The sequence below is a fragment of the Neisseria polysaccharea genome (assembly GCF_963392925.1).
In the GTDB taxonomy this organism is placed as follows: domain Bacteria; phylum Pseudomonadota; class Gammaproteobacteria; order Burkholderiales; family Neisseriaceae; genus Neisseria; species Neisseria polysaccharea.
Map to the genome: position 1 here is coordinate 1 of NZ_CAUJNZ010000017.1, position 21,735 is coordinate 21,735.

Genomic DNA, 21,735 nt, shown 5'->3' on the forward strand with positions numbered 1-21,735 from the left:
AAAAAAAAAAAAAAAAAAAAAAAAAAAAAAAAAAAAAAAAAAAAAAAAAAAAAAAAAAAAAAAAAATACAATCAATTTGTTGATATTTATAGATTTTATATATTTAAACCGGCAGAAATTTACATTTCCACCATCGGTTTTACGCAACAGGCTTGACAAGTTTCCGAAGCCTTGTAAAATAACGCACCTTCACGCGCCCATCGTCTAGAGGCCTAGGACACTGCCCTTTCACGGCGGCAACCGGGGTTCGAATCCCCGTGGGCGTGCCAATTCAAAAACCTGCTTGTTTCAAGCAGGTTTTTTTATTATGAATCGTCATTCCCGCACCCTTCGTCATTCCCGTAATTTTTTGTCATTCCCGCAATTTTTCGTCATTCCCGTGAAAACGGGAATCTAGAGCGTAGGGTTGAAGAAACCGTTTTATCCGATAAGTTTCCGTGCCGACAGGTCTGGATTCCCACTTTCGTGGGAATGACGGTGGGCGCGGATGCCGTCTGAAACTCCGTCATTCCCGCAACTTTTCGTCATTCCCGTGAAAACGGGAATCTAGAACCTCTAAATTTTCAGATAACCTTTGAATATTCCCGCACCCTTCGTCATTCCCGTGAAAACGGGAATCTAGAATCTCGGACTTTCAGACGACTTTTGAATATTTCCGCCGCCCAATGGTCTGGATTCCCGCTTTCGCGGGAAGGACGGTGGGACGATGCCGTCTGAAGCGGTGGGCTGAAGCCCACCCTACCATTGTTTCCGCTTCCATACCGCTTGGTGGTATTTTCTTTATATCGTAGGGTGGGCTGTAGGGTGGGCTTCAGCCCACCAATCCCGCCGTTTCCACCCAAACCGATAAATGCAACCCCGCATCCGAAGGCATCGGGAAATCGAGGGTTGGAGCAGGCAGGAACGTCCGCCTGACGCGGTTTACGAAATGGCGGGATTGGCGGGGGCGGTAGGAGTTGGTTGGGTTAATTGGGTGGCGGGAGTGGTGGGCTGAAGCCCACCCTACAGCCCATCCTACGATGCACCCTGCCGCCCTGCCCTGTGCCTTGTCCTGCAATACGACATATAATGCACCACAAACCCCGCGCTGCGGTTTTCAGACGGCATCGCCGTGCTTTTTTATAGGCAGTAGCCCTTTTTATCGGACGCAATATTAAGGTTTCAACACACAGGACGACACATAAAGCACCGCCCTATGTGCCGTCCTGATTCGGAAGGGGTTACACCCCTTCCAAACAAAGTCTGACTCTACCACAAAGGGCGGAGTTTCAACCGAAAAGGAAACATAATGAAAGGCTCTTTCGTACAGTCCCTAAGCATCGCCGGTTCGGATTCGGGCGGCGGTGCGGGCATTCAGGCGGATTTGAAAACGTTTCAGATGCGCGGCGTGTTCGGAACGTGTGTCATCACCGCCGTTACCGCGCAAAATACCTTGGGCGTGTCGGCGGTGCACCTCGTCCCGACCGAAACCATCACCGCACAAATCCAAGCAATCAGGGAAGACTTTGACATCCGCGCCTACAAAATAGGAATGCTCGGCACGGTGGAAATCATCGAATGTGTTGCCGACAAGCTGAAACACTGCGACTTCGGCAGGCGCGTACTCGACCCTGTGATGATTGCCAAAGGCGGTGCGCCGCTGTTGCAGGATTCCGCCGTTGCGGCACTGACGCGCCTGCTGCTGCCTGACACGGACATCCTGACCCCCAACCTGCCCGAGGCGGAAGCCTTGACGGGCGTGCATATCGAAAGCCGCAAAGATGCGGAACGCGCGGCAAAAATCCTGCTTGATTACGGTGTCAAAAATGTCGTCATCAAAGGCGGACATTTGAACGGCAGCACAAGCGGACGCTGCACGGATTGGCTGTTTACGCAAAACGAAACGCTGGAATTGGACAGCCCGCGCTTTCCGACCGCCCACACGCACGGCACGGGCTGCACGTTTTCCGCCTGCATTACCGCCGAGTTGGCAAAAGGCTTAGACGTTTGCAAAGCCGTACAGACTGCCAAGGCCTACATCACGGCGGCAATCTCAAACCCTTTGGAAATCGGCGCGGGACACGGGCCGGTCAATCATTGGGCGTATCGGGACTAGACGTAAAAATGCCGTCTGAACGCCTTTTCGGGTTCAGACGGCATCGTCCGGCGCGGCTTATCCTGGTTTTTTCGCCAGCATCGTTACAAATTTAAACCGTATCGGATTGCCGTTTTCGTCTTTGGCGTGCATCGCGCCCAATTCTTCTTTATATTCGACCAGCTCCCAATCCCGATAATAATCCTTCAGCTCTCCCTCTTTAAATTTAAAAGGGAACGACATCGGACAAGGGAAATCCGCCGTATCCATTGCCGATACGATTAAGTTGTACCCGCCCGCCGCCGTATGCGCCTGCATATCGGCAATCACGTCAGGCACGCGCTGCGGCATCAGGAACATCAGCACCACTGTTGCCACAATACAATCAAACTCATCCTGCAAGGCGGCGGCGTTCAAATCATATTCCAGCGTGCGGACGTTCAAGCCCTCCGCCTCTGCCAGCTCCGCCACGTTTGCCAAGGCGGCGGGATTGCAATCGGCGGCGGTTACGTCAAACCCCTTCAAACCGAGAAACAGCGCGTTGCGCCCCTGTCCGCAGCCCATATCCAACGCCCTGCCCGCCGGTACGGTATCCTGTGCCGCCGCGACCGCAGAATGCGTGGCACTCATCCCGTATTTTTTGTGAAAATAGTCTGCCGCCGTGCAATACAGCGACAAACGGATTTCGGCATCGTCCGTTTTCGGTTTGACAGAAAACACCTGCTGCGGCGCAAACACGCAATCGTCGCTTTCCGCCGACCAAACCTCCGTCACCCCGTCCTGCGTGCGGACTTCGACATCGCCCTGCAACACATTCAGACAGACCCACTCCCCTTCTTCGGACGCATAACCCGACAACAAAACTTCCGGCAGGTTTTCCACTTTCCATACGGGCATTTGTCCGAAACAAAACAACTCGCCACTTTGACCCACTATCCGCTCCTTCATATTCAAAAATAAAGTTGCACATTATATGCCTATTTCAATCCGCCGCAATCTTTCAGACGGCACGGCGCGCAAACCGCTTATAATCACGCCGGACACCACACAAAGGCACAATATGGACACACCTGTTTACCTTTACACCGACGGCGCGTGCAAAGGCAATCCCGGCGCGGGCGGCTGGGGCGTGTTGATGCGCTACGGCAGCCGCGAAAAAGAACTTTTCGGCGGCGAGGCGCAAACCACCAACAACCGTATGGAGCTGACCGCCGTCATCGAAGGGCTGAAATCGCTCAAACGCCGCTGCACCGTCATCATCTGCACCGACTCGCAATACGTCAAAAACGGTATGGAAAACTGGATACACGGCTGGAAGCGCAACGGCTGGAAAACCGCCGCCAAACAGCCCGTCAAAAACGACGACTTGTGGAAAGAACTCGACGCGCTGGTCGGACGGCACCAAGTCAGTTGGACTTGGGTGAAAGGACACGCGGGACACGCCGAAAACGAACGCGCCGACGATTTGGCAAACCGTGGCGCAGCGCAGTTTTCCTGACTGCCGCACCGACAAGAAAATGCCGTCTGAAACCGCTAATGGGATTCAGACGGCATCGTCCTCCACTGTCATTCCCACGAAAGCGGGAATCTGGAACGTAAAATCTAAAGAAACCGTTTTACCCGATAAGTTTCCGTGCCGACAGACCTAGATTCCCGCCTGCGCGGGAATGACGGGATTTTAGGTTTCTGATTTTGGTTTTCTGTTTTTGAGGGAATGACGGGATTTTAGTGACCGTAGCAACTACCTACCCGGGAATGACGGCTAAGGGGCTTCAGACGGCATCAGACGGCATCTCTTGCCTGCCGCTAAAACAGTTTGCCGCATCACTGTTCAAATGCGTCCGATATGTTTCAACACACAGGACGACACATAAAGCACCACCCTATGTGTCGTCCTGATTTGGAAGGGGTTACTCCCCTCCCGAATAAAGTCTGATCCTGCCGCCCCGAAGGACAGATGTCCGAGTGGCGGGGTTTCAACCGAAAAGGAAACACGATGAAGTGGTACAATTAGCGGCAATGCGGACAGACAAATTAAACTATAGTGGATTAACTTTAAACCAGTACTGCGTTGCCTCGCCTTAGCTCAAAGAGAACGATTCTCTAAGGTGCTGAAGCACCAAGTGAATCGGTTCCGTACTATTTGTACTGTCTGCGGCTTCGTCGCCTTGTCCTGATTTTTGTTAATCCACTATATCAGAAATTGCCCTACCGTTTTTTAAACACTTTCAGGAATAAGGAAAAATGACCGCCCAACCCTGCCCCATCTGTACGGCACAAGATGAAGATATTTTGCTGCAAACCCCCAAGCTGCGCGTCATCGCCGTCCATAACGATAGTGGTTCGCCTGCATTCTGCCGCGTCATTTGGCGTAAGCATATTGCCGAAATGACCGACCTTTCGGCTGCCGAACGCGGCGAATTGATGGAAATGGTGTACAAAGTCGAAGCCGCTATGCGCCAAGTGTTCCGGCCGGCAAAAATCAACCTCGCCAGCTTGGGCAATGTCGTGCCGCACCTGCACTGGCATATTATCGCCCGCTTTGAAAACGATGCGTCTTTCCCTGCGCCGATTTGGGCAAACCCAGTCCGGAAACACGGTATGACCCTGCCGCAAGATTGGACGGAACAACTTAAAAAGCTGCTTTAAGCCCGCCGATGCCGTCTGAAACCGTATGAAAGGGAAATTATGACCGAACCGACCTCCCGCCGCCGTTTTCTGAAAACCTGCACCGCCGCCGCAGGCGCGGGACTGCTTCAGGCTTGCGGTACTGCGCCTGCTTCAAACAATACCCCATCCTCTCCCTCTCACCCTGTTGCGAAAGCCCGAACCGTGTACCCCGAACCACCACGCCATTCTAATTCTGCCGACAATCTTCTGCGTATTGTCGCCTCCTCAGGCTTTGCCGAAGACATCAACCGCGTCAATACTGCATTGACCCGCCTTTACAATGCCGGTTTTACCGTAACCAACCAACAGGCGGGCAGCCGCCGCTTCCAACGGTTTGCCGGTACGGATGCACAACGTGCCACCGATTTCCAAGATGTCGCTTCCGGTCGCGTTGCTATGCCGAAAGTCCTGATGGGTTTGCGCGGCGGTTATGGTGCGGCACGCATTCTGCCGCATATTGATTTTGCCTCGCTCGGCGCAAGAATGCGCGAACGCGGTACGCTGTTTTTCGGCTTTAGTGATGTTTGCGCCGTCCAGCTGGCACTCTTGGCAAAAGGCAATATGATGAGTTTTGCCGGTCCGATGGCATACAGCGAATTCGGCAAACCCTCCCCCAGCGTGTTTACGATGGATGCCTTTATCAAGGGGGCAACCCAAAACCGCCTAACCGTTGATGTTCCTTATATCCAACGCGCCAATGTCGAAACCGAAGGCACGTTGTGGGGCGGCAACTTAAGCGTCCTCGCCTCGCTCGCCGGTACGCCTTATATGCCCGACATCGACGGTGGCATTTTGTTTCTCGAAGATGTCGGCGAACAGCCCTACCGCATCGAACGTATGCTCAATACGCTGTATCTTTCGGGTATTTTGGACAAACAACGCGCCATCGTGTTCGGCGATTTCCGTATGGGCAATATCCGCGATGTATACGATTCGTCTTATGATTTTTCTACCGTGGTCAACCATATTTCGCGTACGGCAAAAATTCCTGTGCTGACAGGTTTCCCGTTCGGACATATTGCCGACAAAATTACTTTCCCGCTGGGCGCGCACGCCCGAATCCGTATGAACGGAAACGGCGGTTATTCGGTCGCGTTTGAAGGCTACCCCACACTCGATGCGTCCGCCCTGACTTTGGATACTCTGCTCCCACCGCCGAATTTGCCTATCTTCCCCGAAAGCGGTGTTGCCGATATTTCGGAATAAACCCGCAAACGGACAAATGCCGTCTGAAGCCTTCAGACGGCATTTCCCTGTAAAAAAACCGCACCTGATGGCAGGTGCGGTTTCCATTTTCAGGCTAAAACTTATTTGTCCCGGCCGAATACGATTTTAGTAGCTTGGATGGCAACGCAGATTGCACCGCCGATAAAGATCAAGTCAGCTGCCGTACGTACCCAACGCAAGGTATCGAGGATTTCCATTTGCAGGAACTCTTCGCTGCGGGCATACCACAGACCGTGCGTGATGGAGGCGTATGCCTGAATCGCGCCGACAGGCAGCAGGCTGATAACAATCATACCGACCAAGCCGCCGTTGAGCAGCCAGAAGCCCCAAGTCATCAGTTTGTCATCAAACTGCGCGTTCGGTTTCAAATAACGGGCAACCAGCAATACGAAGCCCAGAGCCAAGAAACCGTACACACCGAACAAGGCGGCGTGCGCGTGAACGGCAGAAGTATTCAAACCTTGGATATAGAACAGGGAAATCGGCGGATTGATCAGGAAGCCGAATACGCCGGCACCGATCATATTCCAAAAGGCGACTGCCACGAAGCACATCAGCGGCCAACGCAAACGTTTCGCCCAATCGGACAAGTGTTGGTAAGACCAGTGTTCGTATGCTTCACGGCCCAGCAATACCAGCGGTACTACCTCCAAAGCGGAGAAGCAGGCACCGATTGCCATAGAAGCAGAAGTAGAGCCGGAGAAATACAAGTGGTGCAACGTACCCGGGATACCGCCCAGCATGAAGATAGCACCTGCAGCCAGGGTAGAAGCAGTAGCGGTACTACGGCGGACAAAGCCCATGTTGTAGAAGATAAATGCGAAGGCAGCGGTAGCGAACACTTCGAAGAAACCTTCCACCCACAGGTGAACCACCCACCAGCGCCAGTATTCCATTACGGCAATCGGAGATTTTTCGCCATAGAACAGGCCCGGTGCGTAGAACACACCAACACCAACCATGGAAGCAACAAAGATCGCCAGCAGGTTTTTATCCACGCCTTTTTCTTTAAAGGCAGAGATAGTGCAACGCAACATCAGGAACAGCCACAACAACAGACCGACCATCAACAGAAGTTGCCAGAAACGTCCCAAATCGAGGTATTCGTAACCTTGGTGTCCGAACCAGAAATTCAATTCGGGGGGAAGGATGTGCGTCAACGCGAAGAAGTTGCCCGCGTAAGAACCGCCGACCACGATGAAGAGGGCGATATAGAGGAAGTTCACGCCTGCACGTTGGAACTTGGGATCTTTGCCGCCGTTGACAATCGGCGCGAGGAACAAACCTGCCGTCAAAAAGCCGGTTGCAATCCAGAAGATGGCGGATTGGATGTGCCAAGTACGGGTCAGGGCATAGGGAAACCAGTCGGACATTTCAAAGCCCAACGCCTCATCGATGCCGTAGAAACCTTGACCTTCGACGGTGTAGTGCGCGGTCAGACCGCCCAGCAATACTTGTACCACAAACAGGGCAACTGTCAGGAAGACGTATTTGCCCAATGCTTTTTGCGAAGGGGTCAGTTGGATTTTGGAAATCGGGTCTTCAGACGGCACTTCCACTTCCTCGTGTTTGGTCAGGAAGGAATAACCCCACATCAACAAACCGATGCCCATCAAGAGCAGTACAACACTGGTAAACGACCACATGTAGTTTTCAGTAGTCGGTACATTGTTAATCAAAGGCTCGTGCGGCCAGTTGTTGGTGTAGGTAAAGACCTCGCCGGGACGGTTGGTCGAAGCAGACCAAGAAGTCCAGAAGAAGAAGTCGAACAGTTTTTCACGCGCTTCCTGACTTGGCAATGTGTTGTTTTTCATTGCAAAGTGTTCGCGGGTGGTTTGCAACTTGGGATCGTCGCCGTAAACGCCGTGATAATAAGGCAGGATGCTTTCGATGGCTTTCACGCGCGTATCGCTGATGACTACAGAACCGTCTTCCTTCACACGGCTTTGGTTGCGGTATTCGTCAGCCAGTCGGGTTTTCAGAACGGCTTGTTCTTCAGGGGAAACTTCATCGAATTTTTTGCCGTAAGTCTGTTGCGCGGTCAAATCCAACCAAGCGGACAACTCACGATGCAGCCAGTCGGCCGTCCAGTCCGGAGCCTGATATGCGCCGTGACCCAGAATCGAACCGACTTCCATACCGCCGGTACTCTGCCACGCAGACTGACCTGCCAAAATATCGTCTTTCGTCATCAGCACTTTGCCTGATGCGGAAACGACCTGTTCGGGGTAAGGCGGGGCTTTCTTATAAACCTCGCTGCCCATATAGCCAAGAATGGTAAAGCATACCGCCAGAACGGCAAACAGCAAGTACCACAGCTTCTTGTACTGTCCCATTTTAAGAGCTCCTTTTAATAAAGCAGTTGTTTAAAATTCACAGAATATGAATGTTAAAGATTGTAGCACGGTTTACCGCGCAAATAAACATTTGTTCAAACAAACTCACATATAAAACAAATACATATATGATAATAACTATCATTATTCTTTACTCGGAAATTACCCTGCCTTTGCCTGCTCTGCCGAAGCCCCTAGCAAATCAGTCTATTCATTGTAATTTTTAGTAGTTATAAAGTATTAGAAGTGTCATTTTAAGTTCATATTTATTGAATTACTTGACCTAAATCAAAATATACATAGGTAAGCAACCGCATAATCACATCAGTTCTTAACCAATCCTTTCAGGACAATTTACTTTTCTTACAAAAGGAAAACATCATGAAACGCCAAGCCTTAGCTGCAATTATCGCTTCTATGTTTGCTTTAGCCGCCTGCGGTGGCGAACAAGCTGCTCAAGCCCCTGCCGAAACCCCTGCCGCTTCCGCAGAAGCCGCAAGTTCCGCCGCACAAGCTGCCGCCGAAACGCCTGCAGGCGAACTGCCCGTCATCGATGCAGTTACCACCCACGCTCCTGAAGTACCTCCCGCAATCGACCGCGACTATCCTGCCAAAGTACGCGTAAAAATGGAAACCGTCGAAAAAACCATGAAAATGGACGACGGGGTGGAATACCGCTACTGGACATTTGACGGCGACGTTCCGGGCCGTATGATCCGCGTACGCGAAGGCGATACGGTTGAAGTCGAATTCTCCAACAACCCGTCTTCTACCGTTCCCCATAACGTCGACTTCCACGCCGCAACCGGTCAGGGCGGCGGTGCAGCCGCAACCTTTACCGCCCCGGGTCGCACTTCCACATTCAGCTTCAAAGCCCTGCAACCGGGTCTGTACATCTACCACTGCGCCGTTGCGCCGGTCGGTATGCACATCGCCAACGGTATGTACGGTCTGATTTTGGTCGAGCCTAAAGAAGGCCTGCCGAAAGTGGATAAAGAGTTCTACATCGTCCAAGGCGACTTCTACACCAAAGGCAAAAAAGGCGCTCAAGGTCTGCAACCGTTCGATATGGACAAAGCCGTTGCCGAACAGCCTGAATACGTCGTATTCAACGGTCATGTAGGTTCTATCGCCGGCGATAACGCGCTGAAAGCCAAAGCAGGCGAAACCGTGCGTATGTACGTCGGTAACGGCGGCCCGAACTTGGTGTCTTCCTTCCACGTCATCGGCGAAATCTTCGACAAAGTTTATGTTGAAGGCGGCAAACTGATCAACGAAAACGTACAAAGCACCATCGTTCCTGCCGGCGGTTCTGCCATCGTCGAATTCAAAGTCGACATCCCAGGCAGCTACACTTTGGTCGACCACTCCATCTTCCGCGCATTCAACAAAGGCGCGTTGGGGCAATTGAAAGTAGAGGGTGCGGAAAACCCTGAAATCATGACTCAAAAATTGAGTGATACCGCTTACGCCGGCAGCGGCGCGGCTTCTGCCCCTGCTGCTTCCGCACCGGCTGCTTCTGCCCCGGCAGCCTCTGCATCCGAAAAAAGCGTTTATTAAATCGGATACCCGTCATTAGCAGGACAAACCACTGCCGCCGTACTTCATTACGCACGGCAGTGGTTTTTTAACAACCAATCTTTCCTTTCGGAAGATTGATTCTTCAGACGGCATTCGCGGCTTTTTGTTTAAAATGCCGTCTGAAAAATCAATTTTAACTGCCTGTCAGGAGGCATGATATGAAGTTTACCCGGTTACTCTTTCTCTGTGCGGCACTCGCCGGCACTCAAGCGGCAGCTGCCGAAATGGTTCAAATCGAAGGCGGCAGCTACCGCCCGCTTTATCTGAAAAAAGATACCGGTCTGATTAAAGTCAAACCATTCAAACTGGATAAATATCCCGTTACCAATGCCGAGTTTGCCGAATTTGTCAACAGCCACCCCCAATGGCAAAAAGGCAGGATCGGTTCCAAACAGGCAGAACCCGCTTACCTGAAGCATTGGATGAAAAACGGCAGCCGCAGCTATGCGCCGAAGGCGGGCGAATTAAAACAACCGGTAACCAATATTTCCTGGTTTGCCGCCAACGCCTATTGCGCCGCACAAGGCAAACGCCTGCCGACCATTGACGAATGGGAATTTGCCGGACTTGCTTCCGCCACGCAGAAAAACGGCTCAAACGAACCCGGCTACAACCGCACTATTCTCGATTGGTATGCCGACGGCGGACGGAAAGGCCTGCACGATGTCGGCAAAGGCCGCCCGAACTACTGGGGCGTTTATGATATGCACGGTCTGATTTGGGAATGGACGGAAGATTTCAACAGCAGCCTGCTTTCTTCCGGCAATGCCAACGCGCAAATGTTTTGCAGCGGCGCGTCTATCGGGTCGAGCGACTCGTCCAACTATGCCGCCTTCCTCCGCTACGGCATCCGCACCAGCCTGCAATCCAAATATGTCTTGCACAACTTGGGCTTCCGTTGCGCAAGCCGATAACCCCTTCAATTACCAAAGCAGCTTTGGCGGTACTGAAAAGTACCGCTGTTTTTTCCTGAAAAATTATGGGGTTGTCTCACAGTCGCGCAATCCGGCAGATGCTTACCGGACAACAGATTTATCTTGCAGCGAACCTGACAAAATACCGCCGATGTTTTATAGTGGATTAACTTTAAATCATGACAAGGCGGCGAAGCCGCAGACAGTACAAATACAAGGCAACGCCGTACCGGTTTAAAGTTAATCCGCTATAACTTATGCGCTTGCACTGATTTTTCAAACAAAATGCCGTCTGAAAGCCTTTCAGACGGCATTTTATTTGAGATTCCGTTTACCAATGGCTGACAAACGCTTCCAAATCGGTATTTTTGGGCTTATGCGCTTCCTCTGTCGGCGTACCGACCATCATCAGCCCGATGATTTTATCCTTATCCGCACATCCGAAAGCCTCACGCAACAGGGGGCTGTTGACCCACATTCCCGTTATCCACACATTATCGAAACCTTGCGCCGTTGCCGCCAGCTGCAAGGCATACGCCGCACAGCCTGCCGTCAGCATCTGCTCCCATTCCGGCTTCGGCTTGGCGACTTCCCGGTTGGGCGCAAACGTTACCCCGATGACCATCGGCGCCATATTGCCTACTTTTTCAGCCTTTTGTAACGCCTCCGCGCCGAAATTCAATTCGGTAACCGTCTGCGCCAAGATACGGCGGAAACGTTGCAATCCGGCTTCGGTCCGGATGACGGTGAAGCGGAAGGGGCGCATATTGCCGTGGTCGGGAACTTGGGTTGCCGCCTGCAATATTTGTTCCAACTCCGCCGCATCGGGGGCGGGGGGCTTCAGCTTTTTGGAAGATCGGCGGTTCGTCAATAATTTTAAAGCATCCATATCGTTATACTCCGGTCGTCGGTCGGGTGTTCGGACACATATGCCGTCTGAAGGCTTCAGACGGCATATCCGGCATCAGCGCGGACGGCGGCAGGCTGCCAATATATCCATATCCTTCCGATAGGTTTGGCTGTTTGAAATGTCCATCAGCCCCAATACCGTGCTGAAATAGTGGTCGTGCGAATATTCGTTTTCCGCCGCTTTTTGCTTGAGGCATTGGAAATCTATGCCCCCGTGTTGGCGGAAGGCTTTGGAAAACCACATAACCATCGGGATATGCGTCTGTCCGGAAGGCGCGATGGCATAAGGCGCGGCGTGCAGGTACATCCCGTTTTCGCCCAAACTTTCGCCGTGGTCGGAAACATAATGCACCACGCTTTCCAAATCGTCGCGGTTTTCAAGTTTGCGGATAACCTTGTCGATAAACTGGTCCACATACAAAACCGTATTGTCGTAAGTGTTAACCAACGTGGCGCGGGCGCATTTGTCGATTTCGTTGGTGTCGCAGGTCGGCGTGAATTTGCGTTCGGCTTCGGTATAGCGTTCGTAATACGTCGGCCCGTGACTGCCGATGGTATGCAGAATCAAAACCGCGTCTTTATCATTTTTGTTGAGGGCTTCGTCGAACTTGGTCAGCAGGATATTGTCGAGGCACTCGCCGTTGCGGCAGTATTCGGGCAGGTTGAGCGAGGTAACGTCGGTATTCGGCACTTTGCCGCACACGCCCTTGCAGCCGGAATCGTTTTCCAACCAGGTAACTTCCACGCCGGCGCGCTGCACGATGTCCAGCAGGTTGTCTTGGTGTTCGGCTTTGATTTCGTCATAATCCGTGCGGTCGAAGGTTGAGAACATACACGGCAGGGAGTGCGCGGTCGATGTGCCGCAGCTTCTGACCTGCGGGAAATTGACAATTTCATCGCCGCGCGCGGCAAGCAGCTGCGTAGTTTGGCGGCTGTAACCGTTCAAACCCCAGTTGGCGGCACGCGTGGTCTCGCCCACGATCAGCACCACGAAACGGCGCAGGCTGCCGGCCGGGCGGTTTTGCACGACCGCCATATCCAATTGCGTATAAGGAATATTGGAACGCTTCCAATCTTTGTATTTCGACACGCCCGCGCCGATGAAATTAGACGGCACAATCAAATGGGTTACTGATTTATTGTTGCGGAAAAACGAGGCGTAATCCTGATATTGCAACATCGCGATGCCCAACGCGCACAAAAAGGAAACGGCGGCAAGCACAAGGCGCGTCAAAAGCTCCTTATACCAAACGCGGTATTTGACCTTGACGGCGATATACGCCAGCGCGGGCAATACGCCCAAACATACAATCCACAGCACATAACCCGGCGTAATCAGGCGCGCGCTTTCGGCAGCCGTAGTTTGCAAGACATTATTCAACATCGACTTGTTGAAATAGATATTGAAAAATATTTCTTGGTAAGATACCGCCGCACTGATAACCAATATCAACGGAATCAATACCTTATGCACAAAAGGCAGGGCAATGGCGTGAAAAACGAAATTACTTAAAAAAAACAGCACCACCGGCATCGTATAGAGGAAGATATCCGCCCCGGTGCCGTTAAAAGGATGAAGCTCGACAACTTTGGTAAAAAAGGCGTAATTCAATACCAGCGAAGAATACAGGGAAAGGAAGGCAATCAGCACGGAAGAGCCGAGCTTCGGCCTCAGGTTCGGTTTTATCATTTGGAATGTGTCGGATAAGGGTTGGAAAAGGCATCCGGCATTTGGAATCCGGATTATTGAAAAAGATTCTTAATTATAAGGCAACGGAGCAAAGCAGGGCAAGAAAACGGCGGCTGTGCGGGGTTTCTACCCGCCATTCAAACATCCGGCAGACATAAAAACATCGGAAGCAAGATTCGAACCGGGCGGAAAACGCCCTTGCCGGAAAAGCGGGGGCAACACATTTCATATTTGAAAAACCCGGCGGGACAGTCCGGCGCAAACAGCATCACGCCCGGAATAAAAACACCGGCAGCGCAGCCTTACCCCCTACCGCCGCACCGGAACGCCGCCGGAAAACGCCGAAACAGCCGATGCCGTCTGAAGCCGCAAACCGCTTTCAGACGGCATCGGGACATCAACCGTAACGCCGTTGGAAATCGCGCATAAAATCTGCCAAAGCCCGCACGCCTTCGAGCGGCATCGCATTATAAATGCTGGCACGCATACCGCCGACGGTTTTATAGCCCTTAAGCAGGCACAAGCCCTGCAACTCGGCTTCCAACACAAAGCGTCGATCCAAATCCTCGCTCGCGGTTTTGAAGACCACGTTCATTTTGGAACGCGCATCAGGATGAATATCGTTGATGTAAAAACCGCCGCTGCTGTCTATCGCCTCGTATAAGGTTTGCGCCTTTATCCGATTGACCGCTTCAATTTTTTTCACACCGCCCTGCGTCTGCAGCCAGCGGAACACCAGCCCCGACATATAAATCGCGTAAGTTGACGGCGTGTTGTACATACCGTCGCGGTTGATGTGCGAACGGTAGTTGAACACATCGGGAATATCGTTCGGACAACGCTCGAGTAAATCCTCGCGGATAATGACCACGGTCGCACCGGCCGGACCGATATTTTTTTGCGCGCCTGCGTAAATCAAGCCGTAATCGGATACATCAAACTCGCGCGACAAAATTTCGCTCGACATATCGCACACCAGCGGCGGCAGGCCGTCTGAAAGCTTGGGGACGTTTTGATACTGCAGGCCGTTTACGGTTTCATTAATCGCAAAATGGACAAATGCGGAATTCGGATCGACATCCCAATCCTCCACCGCAGGCAGGTTTTTATAGGCATATTGCTCGCCCCCGTGCGCCGCCAAACGGATTTCCGTATCGGTCAGCCGCCCCATCTGCTCATAGGCGGTACGGCTCCAGTTGCCCGTTACCACCGCGTCGGCGGTGCGGAAACCGCGTGCCATATTCAAAACCGCCATATTGAATTGCGTGGTCGCCCCGCCCTGTAAAAACAGGATTTTATAGTCGGACGGAATGTTCAAAAGCTGCCGCAGGTCTTGTTCGGCATGATGCAGGATGCTCAAAAACATATCCGAACGGTGGCTCATTTCCATCACGGAAAAACCCGTACCGTTGTAATCCGACATTTCCTGCCGCGCCGTTTCCAACACGGCTTCGGGCAATACGGCGGGGCCGGCGGAAAAATTGTAAATCGGATAAAGAGACATAACGCAGCCCCAAACTGTCAAAAAAATGCCCTGATTTTAGGCTTGGGGCGGGCTTTATGCAAGACGGGGGAACACCCACCCCCGTGCAACAAAACACGCCGGCAGCCGGGAAAAGAAACAACGCGCTGATTCAAAAAAGATTAAACGGCAAAAAACCGAATCTGCCGGAAATTTTGCCGGCAATGCCGCCCCCTTTCAAAAACCATTGCCGGACAGCCATTTTTTCAAATTGGAAAATATAAAACAAATCAACGCTTTCATTTCTCCGCAAAAAGGGTTATAATCCCGAAAATTTTTCAATCCCAACGAAAAATGGCCGCCCGGCCATTTTTTTATTATGCACTTTAGGGAGCCGTATGGATATTCAGACCATCCTCGAAAAAACCCTGCCCGGCTTGGGCTACGAACTGGTCGATTTCGAACTGACCGCACAAGGGACGCTGCGCGTGTTCATCGATAAGGAAGGCGGCATTACCGTCGAAGACTGCGCCGCCGTCAGCAACCATTTGAGCCGCGTGTTTATGGTGGAAGACATCGATTATAAAAATCTGGAAATTTCCAGCCCCGGACTCGACCGGCCGCTGAAAAAAGCCGCTGACTTCGTGCGCTTTGCCGGTCAGCAGGCAAAAATCAAAACCCGTCTGCCGATAGACGGTCAGAAAAACTTTATCGGTAAAATCGAAGGCTGCGAAAACGACACTGTTACCGTTTCTTTCGACGGCAAAACCGTGCAAATCGGGTTGGACAACATCGACAAAGCCCGCCTGCGCCCCGAATTCAAATTTTAAAACACAACAATATTGGAGATATTCAAAATGAGCCGTGAAATGTTGCAACTGGCAGAAGCGCTGGCAAGCGAAAAAAACGTTGATGCCGAAGTCGTCTTCCAAGCACTGGAATTCGCCCTGTCTACCGCCGCCAAGAAAAAGGCAGACCGTGAACACATGGATGTCCGCGTCCAAATCAACCGCGACACCGGCGAACACCAAACCTTCCGCCGCTGGCTGATTGTCGCCGATGAAGACTATACCTATCCCGATGTCGAAAAAACCATCGAGGAAATCCAAGAGGAAATTCCCGGCACCGCCATCCAAATCGGCGAATACTATGAAGAGCAGCTGCCCAACGAAGGCTTCGGCCGCCAAGCCGCGCAAACCGCCAAACAAATCATCCTGCAACGCATCCGCGATGCCGAGCGCGAGCAGAATCTGAACGAGTTTCTCGCCGTCAAAGAAGACATCGTGTCCGGCACGGTCAAACGCGTCGAACGCCACGGCATCATCGTCGAAGTCGTTGCCGGCAAACTGGACGCGCTGATTCCGCGCGACCAAATGATTCCGCGCGAAAACTTCCGCAGCGGCGACCGCATCCGCGCCCTCTTCCTGCGCGTCGAAGAAATCGGCAACACCGGCCGCAAACAAGTCATCCTGAGCCGTACTTCCGGCGATTTCCTCGTCAAACTGTACGCCAATGAAGTACCTGAAATTGCAGACGGCATGCTTGAAATCCGCGCTGTCGCCCGCGACCCGGGACAACGTGCCAAAGTCGCCGTCAAAGCCAACGACCAGCGCATCGATCCGCAAGGCACCTGTATCGGCGTTCGCGGTTCGCGTGTCAATGCCGTCAGCAACGAATTGTCCGGCGAGCGCATCGACGTTGTCCTTTGGTCGCCCGAGCCTGCCCAATTCGTCATGAGCGCGCTCTCACCCGCCGAAGTCAGCCGCATCGTCATCGACGAAGACAAACACGCCGTCGATGTCATCGTTGCCGAAGACCAGCTCGCGCTCGCCATCGGACGCGGCGGTCAAAACGTCCGCCTCGCCTCCGAGCTGACCGGCTGGCAGCTCAACATCATGACCTCTGCAGAAGCAGACGAGCGCAATGCGGCAGAAGATGCCGCCATCCGCCGCCTGTTTATGGATCACTTGAACGTGGACGAAGAAACTGCCGACGTACTGGTTCAGGAAGGTTTTGCAACCTTGGAAGAAGTCGCCTATGTTCCTGCCGCCGAACTGCTTGCCATTGAAGGATTTGACGAAGAAATCGTCGATATGCTCCGCAACCGCGCCCGCGATGCCATCCTGACCATGGCGATTGCCGCCGAAGAAAAACTGGGCGAAGTGTCCGACGATATGCGCAACCTCGAAGGCGTAGATGCCGATATGCTCCGCAGCCTTGCCGAAGCAGGCATTACCACCCGCGACGACTTGGCAGAGCTTGCCGTGGACGAACTGATTGAAATTACCGGTGTAAACGAAGAAACCGCAAAAGCCGTCATCCTGACCGCACGCGAACACTGGTTTACCGAAGACAAATAAAGGGGGTACAGATGAGTAACACAACCGTAGAACAATTTGCCGCCGAGCTGAAACGCCCCGTCGAAGACCTGTTGAAACAGTTGAAAGAAGCCGGCGTCAGCAAAAACAGCGGCAGCGATTCCCTGACGCTGGACGACAAACAGCTTCTGAACGCCTACCTGACCAAGAAAAACGGCAGCAACAGCAGCACCATCAGCATCCGCCGCACCAAAACCGAAGTCAGCACCGTTGACGGCGTAAAAGTCGAAACACGCAAACGCGGACGCACTGTCAACATTCCTTCTGCCGAAGAATTGGCAGCACAGGTAAAAGCCGCCCAAACCCAAGCCGCACCTGTCCAGCCGGAGCAGACGGCAGAAGACGCGGCAAAAGCCCGAGCCGAAGCTGCCGCACGCGCAGAAGCCCGTGCCAAGGCAGAAGCGGAAGCGGCAAAACTGAAAGCGGCAAAAGCAGGCAACAAAGCCAAACCTGCCGCGCAGAAACCCACCGAAGCAAAAGCCGAAACCGCACCCGTTGTGGCGGAAACCAAACCCGCCGAAGAAAGCAAAGCGGAAAAAGTCCAAGCCGACAAAATGCCGTCTGAAAAACCCGCCGAGCCCAAAGAAAAAGCCGCCAAGCCGAAACACGAGCGAAACGGCAAAGGCAAAGATGCCAAAAAACCGGCGAAACCTGCCGCACCTGCCGTGCCGCAACCCGTGGTCAGCGCGGAAGAACAGGCGCAACGCGATGAAGAGGCTCGCCGTGCCGCCGCACTTCGCGCCCACCAGGAAGCCCTGTTGAAAGAGAAACAGGAACGCCAGGCACGCCGCGAAGCCATGAAACAACAGGCAGAACAACAGGCAAAAGCCGCACAGGAAGCCAAAACCGGCAGACAGCGTCCCGCCAAACCTGCCGAGAAACAGCAGGCAGCCGCGCCAGCCGTCGAAAATAAACCTGTCAACCCGTCAAAAGCAAAAAAAGAAGACCGCTACAACCGTGATGACGAAGGCCAGGGCCGCAACGCCAAAGGCAAAGGCGGAAAAGGCGGACGCGACCGCAACAATGCACGCAATGGCGACGACGAGCGCGTACGCGGCGGCAAAAAAGGCAAAAAACTCAAACTCGAGCCGAACCAACACGCCTTCCAAGCACCGACCGAACCCGTCGTTCATGAAGTTTTGGTTCCCGAAACCATTACCGTTGCCGATTTGGCGCACAAAATGGCAGTCAAAGGTGTGGAAGTGGTCAAAGCCCTGATGAAGATGGGCATGATGGTTACCATCAACCAATCCATCGACCAAGACACAGCCCTGATTGTCGTCGAAGAACTCGGACATATCGGTAAACCTGCCGCCGCCGACGATCCCGAAGCCTTCTTGGACGAAGGTGCGGAAGCAGTGGAAGCCGAAGCATTGCCGCGTCCGCCCGTCGTTACCGTCATGGGACACGTCGACCACGGCAAAACCTCGCTGCTGGACTACATCCGCCGTGCCAAAGTGGTACAGGGCGAAGCGGGCGGCATTACGCAGCACATCGGCGCGTACCACGTCAAAACACCGCGCGGCGTGATTACCTTCTTGGACACCCCGGGACACGAAGCCTTTACCGCTATGCGCGCACGCGGTGCGAAAGCAACCGACATCGTGATTCTCGTGGTCGCGGCCGACGACGGCGTGATGCCGCAAACCATCGAAGCGATTGCCCACGCCAAAGCGGCAGGCGTTCCGATTGTGGTTGCCGTCAACAAAATCGATAAAGACTCTGCCAACCCCGAACGCATCCGTCAGGAACTGACCCAACACGAAGTCATCCCCGACGATTGGGGCGGCACGGTTCAATTCATCGACGTTTCCGCGAAAAAAGGAACGAACATCGACACGCTGCTCGAAGCCGTATTGCTCGAAGCCGAAGTCTTGGAACTGACTGCCCCTGTCAATGCACCTGCAAAAGGCATTATCGTCGAAGCCCGTCTGGACAAAGGCCGCGGTGCGGTTGCCACCCTCTTGGTACAAAGCGGTACGCTGAAAAAAGGCGATATGCTGCTGGCCGGTACGGCATTCGGCAAAATCCGTGCGATGGTTGACGAAAACGGCAAATCCATTACCGAAGCCGGCCCGTCCATCCCTGTCGAAATCCTCGGCTTGTCCGACGTACCGAATGCGGGTGAAGACGCGATGGTATTGGCCGACGAGAAAAAAGCGCGCGAAATCGCCCTCTTCCGCCAAGGCAAATACCGCGACGTACGCTTGGCCAAGCAACAGGCTGCGAAACTGGAAAACATGTTCAACAATATGGGCGAAAACCAAGCCCAATCTTTGTCGGTCATCATCAAGGCAGACGTGCAGGGCTCTTACGAGGCTTTGGCGGGCAGCCTGAAAAAACTGTCCACAGACGAAGTGAAAGTGAACGTGTTGCACAGCGGCGTGGGCGGCATTACCGAATCTGATGTCAACCTTGCCATCGCTTCGGGCGCGTTCATTATCGGCTTTAACGTACGTGCAGATGCCTCTTCGCGCAAACTTGCCGAAAATGAAAACGTGGAAATCCGCTACTACAATATCATCTACGATGCCATCGACGATGTGAAAGCGGCGATGAGCGGTATGCTTTCTCCCGAAGAGAAAGAGCAAGTAACCGGTACGGTCGAAATCCGTCAGGTTATCTCTGTTTCAAAAGTCGGCAACATTGCAGGCTGTATGGTTACCGACGGCGTGGTCAAACGCGATTCCCATGTCCGCCTCATCCGCAACAACGTGGTCATCCACACGGGCGAACTGGCTTCGTTGAAACGCTATAAAGACGACGTCAAAGAAGTCCGTATGGGCTTTGAGTGCGGTCTGATGATTAAAGGCTACAACGAAATCATGGAAGGCGACCAACTGGAATGCTTCGACATCGTCGAAGTTGCCCGCAGCCTGTAATTCCTTTGCAAATAAAATGCCGTCTGAAGCCTTCAGACGGCATCGGAAAACGGGTTCTGTATCATACAGAACCCGTTTTTTGTCGCAAATCGGCTTCAGCGACCCTCCTGCCTTATCCCGATTTGAATCTGACTTGCCATACAAACAGGCTTCAGACGGCATTATAGTGAATTAAATTTAAACCGGTACAGCGTTGGCTCGCCTTGCCGTACTATTTGTACTGTCTGCGGCTCGCCGCCTTGTCCTGATTTAAATTTAATTCACTATATTTATTTTCTCGACAGGCGGATTTGAAGTTTCTCCACATATCCGACGCGTTCGGCGCGGCTGGTTTCGGGGCGGTGCGTATTGAGCGACGACCATTTCCAATGACTGCGGGCTTTGTTGAGTTCGGGCGGGAGTCTGGCGGCGTCCCACGGGGCTTTGCGGCTGTGCAGCTCAATATCCGACTGTGCCGCGTGTCCGCGCGTTTGCAGGACGTGGAGCAGATCGAGGGCGCGGGCGGCGAGCAGGGTCAGGGTTTCGGGGTCGGTGTGTAGGGTTTGGCGACCGTTGAGCTTATCGGAAATGGTGCGGGTATTGGGCAGGATACCGCCCAAAAAGCCGCCGATTGCCGTACCCAATCCGAGCGAACCGCCAAGCGTGGCAATGTCCAGCCCCAAGCCGATGAGCGCGCCGGTTGCCGCGCCCGTGCCGGTGCGGATACCGTATTGCTTGAGCAATTCGCTGTCGAACGGGTCTTGGCGGAAGGCTTGCGGCATCCAGTCGCCGCCGTCGATTTCGCTGTGGTAGAAACGGTAGAGGGCAAACAGCCGCTGCTGCATCTTCCGTTCGAGTTGGCGTATTTCCGCCTGCATGGTTTGTAGCACGGTGGCGGTATCCTCGTTTTCGTCCACTTCCTGCCTGAAGGCGGCGGCATCGAGCAGGAAATCGGCGATTTCGCGGCGCGCTTCGCCGTCCAGCCGCTGCCATTCGCGCCGGCGCATGGCTGTCAGGCGGTCAAGTGTGCTGCGTTCGGGCAACATGGTGGCGAGGTTTTCCCACAGGCGTAGTTCGCCTTCAAAATCAAAGGCGACGGTGTCGAACCCTGCGAAAACGTGCAGGTTTCTCCTCGCCAGCATGGTTGTCCACGATTCGGGAAGCTGTCCGCCGGTAAAGTTGAACACGGGCATAACTGGTTTGGCACACCATGAAAGGATGGTCAATTCATCCCGATATTTGTCGAGAACCGGCTCGCGCGCGTCGATGACGTACATTGCCATATCGCTTTGCAAGACTTGCCGTAAGACTTTGGCTTCCTGATTGAAATCATGGTGCGCGCCGTGGCTGCCGAGAAACTGTTGCAGCCGTTCGATGCCGTCTGAACGATTGTCCGTATGGTTTTCCAGCCATTCCAGCACGCCGCCCGCGTCTTCGAGTCCGGGTGTGTCGTACAGGAAAACCAGCGTGTCTGCGCCGTCGCTGATGGAGGCTTCTTCGACATGGCGCGTGGTCGATGGGGCGTTTCTGACTTCGCCGAAACCGCTGTCGCGCAAAAGGGTACGCAGGAGCGAGGTTTTGCCGGTGTTGGTGTGTCCGACGACGGCGAGGGAAAGGGGGCGTGTGTTCATGG

The 21,735-nt window shown here is 53.3% G+C and carries 17 protein-coding genes, 1 tRNA gene and 2 pseudogenes; 12 read left to right on the forward strand and 8 right to left on the reverse strand.

Annotation, left to right across the window (positions count from 1 at the left end; translation table 11 throughout):
- The first annotated feature begins 193 nt into the window (after window positions 1-193).
- The 3 genes from RDY34_RS09345 (at window position 194) to thiD (ending at window position 2,095) form a co-directional block, all read left to right on the forward strand.
- A tRNA-Glu gene (locus tag RDY34_RS09345) sits at window positions 194-269 on the forward strand.
- Between the two features lie 581 nt (window positions 270-850).
- Window positions 851-994 carry a hypothetical protein gene (locus RDY34_RS09355; protein ID WP_192880298.1) on the forward strand — a complete coding sequence of 48 codons (144 nt, stop codon included), beginning with the start codon at window positions 851-853 and terminating at the stop codon, window positions 992-994.
- A 294-nt stretch (window positions 995-1,288) separates the two neighbouring features.
- Window positions 1,289-2,095 carry a bifunctional hydroxymethylpyrimidine kinase/phosphomethylpyrimidine kinase gene (gene thiD, locus RDY34_RS09360; RefSeq protein ID WP_308075284.1) on the forward strand — a complete coding sequence of 269 codons (807 nt, stop codon included), beginning with the start codon at window positions 1,289-1,291 and terminating at the stop codon, window positions 2,093-2,095.
- Between the two features lie 57 nt (window positions 2,096-2,152).
- Here the strand turns inward: thiD and tehB are convergent, their stop codons facing one another.
- Entirely contained in the window at window positions 2,153-3,022 is an 870-nt protein-coding gene (gene tehB / locus RDY34_RS09365) for an SAM-dependent methyltransferase TehB (protein ID WP_308075287.1), read from the reverse strand.
- A gap of 112 nt (window positions 3,023-3,134) precedes the next feature.
- Between tehB and rnhA the strand changes: the two genes are divergently transcribed.
- The 4 genes from rnhA (at window position 3,135) to RDY34_RS09385 (ending at window position 5,950) form a co-directional block, all read left to right on the forward strand.
- Entirely contained in the window at window positions 3,135-3,572 is a 438-nt protein-coding gene (gene rnhA / locus RDY34_RS09370) for a ribonuclease HI (protein ID WP_036469750.1), read from the forward strand.
- A 230-nt stretch (window positions 3,573-3,802) separates the two neighbouring features.
- Window positions 3,803-3,973: a hypothetical protein gene (locus RDY34_RS09375; protein WP_308075285.1), complete on the forward strand. Its 171-nt coding sequence runs from the start codon at window positions 3,803-3,805 to the stop codon at window positions 3,971-3,973.
- 345 nt (window positions 3,974-4,318) lie between these two features.
- On the forward strand, window positions 4,319-4,723 hold the full coding sequence (locus tag RDY34_RS09380; protein WP_002238207.1) for an HIT family protein: 405 nt from the start codon (window positions 4,319-4,321) through the stop codon (window positions 4,721-4,723).
- A 39-nt stretch (window positions 4,724-4,762) separates the two neighbouring features.
- On the forward strand, window positions 4,763-5,950 hold the full coding sequence (locus tag RDY34_RS09385) for an LD-carboxypeptidase (protein WP_308074796.1): 1,188 nt from the start codon (window positions 4,763-4,765) through the stop codon (window positions 5,948-5,950).
- Between the two features lie 101 nt (window positions 5,951-6,051).
- Here the strand turns inward: RDY34_RS09385 and RDY34_RS09390 are convergent, their stop codons facing one another.
- A complete protein-coding gene (locus tag RDY34_RS09390; protein ID WP_308074795.1) occupies window positions 6,052-8,307 on the reverse strand; it encodes a nitric-oxide reductase large subunit in 2,256 nt (751 codons plus the stop codon).
- Window positions 8,308-8,688: 381 nt separating this feature from the next.
- Here RDY34_RS09390 and nirK point away from each other — a divergent pair, with 381 nt between their 5' ends.
- Both nirK and RDY34_RS09400 read left to right on the forward strand, forming a co-directional pair.
- The gene (gene nirK / locus RDY34_RS09395) at window positions 8,689-9,867 is read left to right on the forward strand and encodes a copper-containing nitrite reductase (protein WP_025456963.1); all 1,179 of its coding nucleotides are present in this window, start codon (window positions 8,689-8,691) and stop codon (window positions 9,865-9,867) included.
- A 179-nt stretch (window positions 9,868-10,046) separates the two neighbouring features.
- Window positions 10,047-10,802: a formylglycine-generating enzyme family protein gene (locus tag RDY34_RS09400; RefSeq protein ID WP_308074794.1), complete on the forward strand. Its 756-nt coding sequence runs from the start codon at window positions 10,047-10,049 to the stop codon at window positions 10,800-10,802.
- A 331-nt stretch (window positions 10,803-11,133) separates the two neighbouring features.
- Here the strand turns inward: RDY34_RS09400 and RDY34_RS09405 are convergent, their stop codons facing one another.
- The 4 genes and pseudogenes from RDY34_RS09405 to serC all read right to left on the reverse strand — a co-directional run bounded on the left by RDY34_RS09405 (window position 11,134) and on the right by serC (window position 14,905).
- Window positions 11,134-11,691 (reverse strand): nitroreductase family protein, encoded by a 558-nt coding sequence (locus RDY34_RS09405; protein WP_003714405.1) that lies wholly within the window; start codon window positions 11,689-11,691, stop codon window positions 11,134-11,136.
- 75 nt (window positions 11,692-11,766) lie between these two features.
- Window positions 11,767-13,401, reverse strand: a complete 1,635-nt coding sequence (locus tag RDY34_RS09410) for a phosphoethanolamine transferase (protein WP_308074793.1) — start codon at window positions 13,399-13,401, stop codon at window positions 11,767-11,769.
- Between the two features lie 73 nt (window positions 13,402-13,474).
- Window positions 13,475-13,791 (reverse strand): annotated as a pseudogene (locus RDY34_RS09415) (hypothetical protein).
- Window positions 13,792-13,798: 7 nt separating this feature from the next.
- Window positions 13,799-14,905, reverse strand: coding sequence for a phosphoserine transaminase (gene serC, locus RDY34_RS09420; RefSeq protein WP_003754551.1), 1,107 nt, complete (start codon window positions 14,903-14,905; stop codon window positions 13,799-13,801).
- A gap of 356 nt (window positions 14,906-15,261) precedes the next feature.
- On the opposite strand from serC, the gene rimP reads away from it, so the two are divergent.
- The 3 genes from rimP to infB are packed head-to-tail and all read left to right on the forward strand — an operon-like array spanning window position 15,262 to window position 20,123.
- The gene (gene rimP / locus RDY34_RS09425) at window positions 15,262-15,693 is read left to right on the forward strand and encodes a ribosome maturation factor RimP (RefSeq protein WP_003754549.1); all 432 of its coding nucleotides are present in this window, start codon (window positions 15,262-15,264) and stop codon (window positions 15,691-15,693) included.
- A gap of 27 nt (window positions 15,694-15,720) precedes the next feature.
- Entirely contained in the window at window positions 15,721-17,223 is a 1,503-nt protein-coding gene (gene nusA / locus RDY34_RS09430; RefSeq protein ID WP_308073785.1) for a transcription termination factor NusA, read from the forward strand.
- An 11-nt stretch (window positions 17,224-17,234) separates the two neighbouring features.
- Window positions 17,235-20,123 carry a translation initiation factor IF-2 gene (gene infB, locus RDY34_RS09435; RefSeq protein ID WP_308073786.1) on the forward strand — a complete coding sequence of 963 codons (2,889 nt, stop codon included), beginning with the start codon at window positions 17,235-17,237 and terminating at the stop codon, window positions 20,121-20,123.
- A gap of 164 nt (window positions 20,124-20,287) precedes the next feature.
- On the opposite strand, the pseudogene RDY34_RS09440 reads toward infB, so the two are convergent.
- Together RDY34_RS09440 and RDY34_RS09445 are read right to left on the reverse strand one after the other, a co-directional pair.
- Window positions 20,288-20,400 (reverse strand): annotated as a pseudogene (locus RDY34_RS09440) (IS5/IS1182 family transposase); the annotation flags it as partial.
- On the reverse strand, window positions 20,393-21,733 hold the full coding sequence (locus tag RDY34_RS09445) for a GTPase/DUF3482 domain-containing protein (RefSeq protein ID WP_308073787.1): 1,341 nt from the start codon (window positions 21,731-21,733) through the stop codon (window positions 20,393-20,395). The gene RDY34_RS09445 and the pseudogene RDY34_RS09440, both read right to left, overlap by 8 nt.
- Window positions 21,734-21,735: the final 2 nt, after the last annotated feature.

Excerpts from the sequence above, each read along its gene's own strand:
- RDY34_RS09380 (WP_002238207.1), top strand. The coding sequence starts at position 4,319 with ATGACCGCCCAACCCTGCCCCATCTGTACGGCACAAGATGAAGATATT.
- RDY34_RS09445 (WP_308073787.1), bottom strand. The coding sequence starts at position 21,733 with ATGAACACACGCCCCCTTTCCCTCGCCGTCGTCGGACACACCAACACC.
- tehB (WP_308075287.1), bottom strand. The coding sequence starts at position 3,022 with ATGAAGGAGCGGATAGTGGGTCAAAGTGGCGAGTTGTTTTGTTTCGGA.
- nirK (WP_025456963.1), top strand. The coding sequence starts at position 8,689 with ATGAAACGCCAAGCCTTAGCTGCAATTATCGCTTCTATGTTTGCTTTA.
- RDY34_RS09400 (WP_308074794.1), top strand. The coding sequence starts at position 10,047 with ATGAAGTTTACCCGGTTACTCTTTCTCTGTGCGGCACTCGCCGGCACT.
- rimP (WP_003754549.1), top strand. The coding sequence starts at position 15,262 with ATGGATATTCAGACCATCCTCGAAAAAACCCTGCCCGGCTTGGGCTAC.
- rnhA (WP_036469750.1), top strand. The coding sequence starts at position 3,135 with ATGGACACACCTGTTTACCTTTACACCGACGGCGCGTGCAAAGGCAAT.
- RDY34_RS09355 (WP_192880298.1), top strand. The coding sequence starts at position 851 with ATGCAACCCCGCATCCGAAGGCATCGGGAAATCGAGGGTTGGAGCAGG.
- RDY34_RS09410 (WP_308074793.1), bottom strand. The coding sequence starts at position 13,401 with ATGATAAAACCGAACCTGAGGCCGAAGCTCGGCTCTTCCGTGCTGATT.
- RDY34_RS09390 (WP_308074795.1), bottom strand. The coding sequence starts at position 8,307 with ATGGGACAGTACAAGAAGCTGTGGTACTTGCTGTTTGCCGTTCTGGCG.
- serC (WP_003754551.1), bottom strand. The coding sequence starts at position 14,905 with ATGTCTCTTTATCCGATTTACAATTTTTCCGCCGGCCCCGCCGTATTG.
- nusA (WP_308073785.1), top strand. The coding sequence starts at position 15,721 with ATGAGCCGTGAAATGTTGCAACTGGCAGAAGCGCTGGCAAGCGAAAAA.
- RDY34_RS09405 (WP_003714405.1), bottom strand. The coding sequence starts at position 11,691 with ATGGATGCTTTAAAATTATTGACGAACCGCCGATCTTCCAAAAAGCTG.
- RDY34_RS09385 (WP_308074796.1), top strand. The coding sequence starts at position 4,763 with ATGACCGAACCGACCTCCCGCCGCCGTTTTCTGAAAACCTGCACCGCC.
- infB (WP_308073786.1), top strand. The coding sequence starts at position 17,235 with ATGAGTAACACAACCGTAGAACAATTTGCCGCCGAGCTGAAACGCCCC.
- thiD (WP_308075284.1), top strand. The coding sequence starts at position 1,289 with ATGAAAGGCTCTTTCGTACAGTCCCTAAGCATCGCCGGTTCGGATTCG.